This window comes from uncultured Rikenella sp. (genome assembly GCF_910577125.1).
Classification (GTDB): Bacteria; Bacteroidota; Bacteroidia; order Bacteroidales; family Rikenellaceae; genus Rikenella.
In genome coordinates this window covers 1-4989 of record NZ_CAJTMN010000127.1, presented here as the reverse complement: position 1 = coordinate 4989, position 4989 = coordinate 1, and the positions used below count along the sequence as shown (strand labels likewise).

5 protein-coding genes are annotated in these 4989 nt (G+C 60.4%); all 5 read right to left on the bottom strand.

Going from position 1 to position 4989, the window contains the following annotated elements:
- Nucleotides 1-462 precede the first annotated feature (462 nt).
- Entirely contained in the window at nucleotides 463-636 is a 174-nt protein-coding gene (locus QZ292_RS09510; protein ID WP_294600962.1) for a 4Fe-4S binding protein, read from the bottom strand.
- Between the two features lie 64 nt (nucleotides 637-700).
- On the bottom strand, nucleotides 701-1297 hold the full coding sequence (locus QZ292_RS09505) for a UbiX family flavin prenyltransferase (RefSeq protein ID WP_294600961.1): 597 nt from the start codon (nucleotides 1295-1297) through the stop codon (nucleotides 701-703).
- A gap of 7 nt (nucleotides 1298-1304) precedes the next feature.
- Nucleotides 1305-2117 carry a glycoside hydrolase family 16 protein gene (locus QZ292_RS09500; protein WP_294600959.1) on the bottom strand — a complete coding sequence of 271 codons (813 nt, stop codon included), beginning with the start codon at nucleotides 2115-2117 and terminating at the stop codon, nucleotides 1305-1307.
- 23 nt (nucleotides 2118-2140) lie between these two features.
- The gene (gene xseB / locus QZ292_RS09495; protein ID WP_294600957.1) at nucleotides 2141-2350 is read right to left on the bottom strand and encodes an exodeoxyribonuclease VII small subunit; all 210 of its coding nucleotides are present in this window, start codon (nucleotides 2348-2350) and stop codon (nucleotides 2141-2143) included.
- Nucleotides 2343-3719 (bottom strand): exodeoxyribonuclease VII large subunit, encoded by a 1377-nt coding sequence (xseA, locus tag QZ292_RS09490; RefSeq protein ID WP_294600955.1) that lies wholly within the window; start codon nucleotides 3717-3719, stop codon nucleotides 2343-2345. Before xseA ends, xseB begins: the two co-directional genes overlap by 8 nt.
- Nucleotides 3720-4989: the final 1270 nt, after the last annotated feature.

Genomic DNA, 4989 nt, shown 5'->3' with positions numbered 1-4989 from the left:
CACCGCAAAACGAGCGAAATCCCTCCTTTAAGCGGGCGGGCGACGGTATCAAGTTCAGTCCGCGCGCCTTGGGGAAATCTTGTCCAAAGCGCAAGTCGCTTTGAACGATTTCCCTCTTAAGGCGTCGGCGCGGTGCCTTCGGGCACTCCGAAATGGCAGCCTCTACCCTAACAAGATAGAACCACCCTCGGGCCGCGCGGGCCCCACTTAGTAAGGCAAAGAAAACCCTAACAAAACACCCAACGGGTGCGGGGACGGGAAATGCTTCGCATTTCTGCGGCCGTGTCGGCTCCATTCTTTATCCGCGCGCCTTAGGCTCCGCAGGACTCAGGCATCGTCGCACACCTGCAAAAACCATCTCGTTATACCCGACCTCAGATGCAAACACTCAAAAAAACGGGGATGTGCAAAGCCATTTGCACATCCCCGAGTTCTGTTCCGGTCTTCGACCGAACGGTCGTCTTACGCTTCCGGAGCGATTGCTTCCGCCGGACAAACGTCTGCGCACGTACCGCACTCGATGCACGTCGAAGCGTCGATAACATAAACATCGCCGGCCGAAATAGCCCCTACCGGGCATTCGTCGATACAGGTACCGCAAGCGACGCATTTGTCGGGATCGATTTTGTAAGCCATGAGTATATGAAATTGTTTGGTTTTGGTCAGACAAATGTAAGACTATTCCCCCGAATAGTCAAATTTATTCCTGCCAGCCGCGATACCCTTCCGGAAGCAGTCCGAGAAGCGATAAAATACGCTGAACGACCGTATCCACCGCCTCGTCCAGCGTCTGCGGCCGCGTATAAAACGACGGCATGGCCGGTAATATTATCCCTCCCGCTTCGCTGACGGCCGTCAGATTCCGCAGGTGGATCATCGACAACGGCGTCTCGCGGGGGCACAGAATCAGCGTCCGGGAATTCAACGGAGCATTCTCCTTGAGCATCACGGCCGCCGCCCGGGCAATCAGATCGTCCGCCAGTCCGCCCGCAATCCGCCCGACAGCTCCCATGCTGCACGGAACGACCACCAGCGCATCGTACCCCGCCGACCCCGAAGCCACCGGAGTAAAAAAATCGTCGTTCCGATACTCCGTCACCTCTCCCGCGGCAACCCGTGCCGAGAGCCACGGCAGAAATTCAGGCCGTTCGAACTCCGCCACCGCCCGGCCGTTGCGCGTGAAGACGACAGCCACCTGCTCCACCCGTTCCGCCGACCGCTCGTCCAACAACCGCCTCAACAGCCGTTCCGCATAGATCGCGCCGCTGGCCCCCGTAATACCGACCGCTACCTTCATCGCACCGTTATTTCCGTTCCCAGACCTTCACCCAATCGATCTCCATCTGCACCGGCAAAGTCGCCGGATCGACCCCGCCGACCCAGCTGCCTCCGAGCTGCATACCCATCAGGAGGTAGTAAGCCTGGTCGAACGGAAACTGCCCCTCCAGTTCCGTCTCGATCTTCGGATAGGCCAGCGTCGGCCGGCCGTTGAGCGTGAAGACCACGCTGTCCGGATGGAACTCCACCCCGTAGACGTTATACCCCTCCCGGTCGATCGGCGCCGTGGTGAAGCGCTGCGGCGTCTCCTGCTTCAGGTTCAGCGTATAATAGGAGTGGATGGTCTGATACACCACGCTGTCGTAATTGAGGTGTTCCATGATATCCACCTCGCCGTTCCGCGGATAGCGGCCGTATTTTTCGTCCTGGGCCAGCATCCAGAAGGCCGGCCAGCTTCCCCGAGCCTCGCCCAGCCGGGCCCGGATTTCGATTTTGCCGTACTTCACCGCGAATTTGTCCTTCGTCCACACCCCGCCGGTCAGGTAACGGGCCGTATCGGAGGCCGGATCGTCGTTGACGATGCCCCGAAGAATCAGATTCCCGTCTCTCACCTCATAGAGGTCGTCGCGCGAAGACATATAGTTGTCCCAATCCGACGTTCCGCGCGGAATCTTCGACCACTTAGTCGTATCCAGCTCTCCATTCCTCCGGAAATCTTCCTTCCAGATCAGTTTCCATTTCGGCGCCTGCTCCTTTTTCTGCCGGGCAGCAGCGCCCGAAGGCATCGACAAGACGGCGGCTCCAAGCAGAAGCGCCGCACCGTAAAGAGTTCTTTTCATTCGGTTGTATTTTTGGTTTTGGGTTAGTCTTCCTGCGTCATCACCATTTCGACCTGCGTCTGGGCCTTGAGCAGTTTCTCCTTGCAGAGGGCGATCAAAGTCGTCGCCCGCTCGACATAAGCCCCCAGCCGGTCGATGTCCAGTTCGCTGTCCTCCATCCGGGCCAGAATCTCTTCGATCTCGGCCACCGCTTCGGCATAGGTGATCTGTTTCTTCTTATTCGTTTCAGCCATTTTTCCGCTGTATTGATTTCGAAGTGACTTCCGCTCCGAGCACCCCGTCGCGGAGTTCGATTTCGACCGACTGCCCCACCGCTGCCTGCGCCGCGTCCCGCACTCCCCGCACGATGGCATAACCGCGTGCGAGAATCCGCTGCGGACTCGCCGCCCGCACCGAGACCTCCAGTAATTCCAACTGCGAGCGACGATGCGAGATCGCCCCTTCCGCCGCCGTGGCGAGCCGTTGCGCAGCATATCCGTTCCGCATCTCCGCGGCGGCGAGCCGCTGTGTCGCCAGCCGCGCCACCTGCGGGCCGAACGATGCACACCGGTGCCGCTCCTGCGTCAGCCGCTCGCCGACTCCGAACCGCAAAGCACTTTGCAGCCGGTCGATCCGCGCCAGCCCGCCGTGCAGCACGCCTGAGCTCCGCGAAGCGAGCTGCAAACCGGCATTCTCCATCCGATGGGTCTCCGCCACGAGCATCTGCTGCGCCCGCTGCGTCACCCTGTCGCGAAGGCCGTTCAACCGTCCGGCCATCTCAGCCGCCCGACCCACCAAAAACGCAGCAACGGCGGTCGGTGTCTTGAGCGACGTGTGGGCCACCATATCGGCCACGCTCACATCCTTATCGTGCCCGATGCCGGTAATCACGGGCAGGGGAAACTGCGCGACATAGGCACAAAGCCGGTAGTTGTCGAAGCATCCGAGATCGCTCGTAGAACCGCCGCCCCGAATAATGACAACGGCGTCGAAAGGCACATCGCCGAGTTCGGCCACCGCATCGAGGGCGTCGACAATGGAGTTTTCGGCGGCGTCGCCCTGCATGACCGCCGGAAAAAGCCGGGTCTCGAACCGATAAGGCGACGCCTCCAACTCCTGCATGAAGTCCCTGTATCCGGCCGCTTTCGGCGACGAGATGACGGCGATCCGCTGCGGCACGTCCGCCAGCTCGGACTCTTTGTTCATCTCGAACACGCCCTCCTCTTTCAGCCGGGCGATGGTCTGCCGGCGGATCCGTTCGGTCTCGCCGAGGGTATAGGCCGGATCGATGTCGCTGACGACCAGACTGAGGCCGTAAACGGGATGATACGAGACGGTGCACTTGACGAGCACTTTCATCCCGGCGGCGAGATCGGAACCGGTCTCGAACCGGAAATAGCCGCTGATCAGCTTATAGGTGCCTGCCCAAATCACGGCTCGGGCCTGAGCCGCAGGAGCTTTCCCGTTATCCGGCCGTTCGACGAGTTCGAGGTAGCAATGGCCGGCATAATTGACTTTGCATTCGCTGATCTCGGCCACCACCCACTGCGCATCTCCGGCATGCTGTTCGATCACGGCACGCAGATGTCCCTGGAGGGCGGAAAGGGTGATGAAAGATTCCATGACGATTAACAACAAAAGGCCCCGCCCCGGGCGGCCGCTACTACAGTACAGGCGCGCTGAGCATCATCGGCCACGGCGGTTACAGCTGGTTCTCGACGGTCAGCGCTACCGATGGCATGAGCTTGAATTTCGGCGTGACGTGGCTCAATCCCAGCAACGTGAACAACCGTGCCTACGGTTTTCAGTTGCGTTGCCTCTCGGAATAAACGGAAAGTGTAAACCCTGCGACCCGCAGGGTCGCGCGGGCCGAGAGCCTCCCCCAGCGGGAGGCCCGCAACTCGCATAGCTCGTTTGGACACCCGCAGGCTTCGGCCCGACAAACCCCGCCCCGGGCTACCGCAGCTACGGCGAGGGCGCGTTGTGGGACGTCGGCAACAGCGGATACAGCTGGGCTTCTACAGTCAGCGGTATCGGAGGCATGTACATACACTTCTACGCGATGGATCTCCACCCCAGCAACGCGACATATCTAGCCCACGGTCTTCAGTTGCGTTGCCTCTCGGAATAAACGGAAACGCCCCGCCCCGGGCTACCGCGACTTCGGTCGTACGGGCTGGGAGGGTATAGCAAGGGGCATCGGCTACTACGGGTTCAGCTGGTCTTCGACGATCAGCGGTACCAATGGCATGGCCTTGAATTTCAACTCGCAGGGCCTCAGCACCAGTACCTCAGACTACCGCGGCCACGGTTTTCAGTTGCGTTGCCTCTCGGAATAAACGGTGCCGACAGGCACTCCGAAATGGCAACCTCTACCCCAATGCCCCGCAGGCTTCGCCCGCATCACCCCGCCCCGGGCGAACGACACTACACTACGGGCGCATTATTCGGTGTCGGCAGTTACGGTTACAGCTATTCCTCAACAGCCAGTGGCACCAATGGAATGCACTTGTTTTTCCACATGACAGCCCTTGATCCCTACCGCGCACATACCCGCGCCTACAGTCTTCAGTTGCGTTGCCTCTCGGAATAAACGGATGACTCGACTGATTGGGGAACTTCGAACCCGGGCTTGGGTCTGAAGTACTTCAAAGATTTTGCGCCCCGTCAGGGGCGCGCGGGCCGGACGCCTCCCCATCAGGAGGCCCGCAACTCGCCGCTCACGCGTCGAAAATTGCGGTACCTCCCGGGCGCCGACCCGATCCAACTCGCCTAACCCACAGCTAACAGACAAATCCTCCACCACCTTTCGGGCTGCGCGCTCCCCGGGTGGGCCACAGGCCCAGCGCGCAAGCCCGGCGATTCCTTCAGGAATCGCGCTATTCATTTTCTA

Excerpts from the sequence above, each read along its gene's own strand:
- QZ292_RS09510 (WP_294600962.1), bottom strand. The coding sequence starts at position 636 with ATGGCTTACAAAATCGATCCCGACAAATGCGTCGCTTGCGGTACCTGT.
- QZ292_RS09505 (WP_294600961.1), bottom strand. The coding sequence starts at position 1,297 with ATGAAGGTAGCGGTCGGTATTACGGGGGCCAGCGGCGCGATCTATGCG.
- QZ292_RS09500 (WP_294600959.1), bottom strand. The coding sequence starts at position 2,117 with ATGAAAAGAACTCTTTACGGTGCGGCGCTTCTGCTTGGAGCCGCCGTC.
- xseB (WP_294600957.1), bottom strand. The coding sequence starts at position 2,350 with ATGGCTGAAACGAATAAGAAGAAACAGATCACCTATGCCGAAGCGGTG.
- xseA (WP_294600955.1), bottom strand. The coding sequence starts at position 3,719 with ATGGAATCTTTCATCACCCTTTCCGCCCTCCAGGGACATCTGCGTGCC.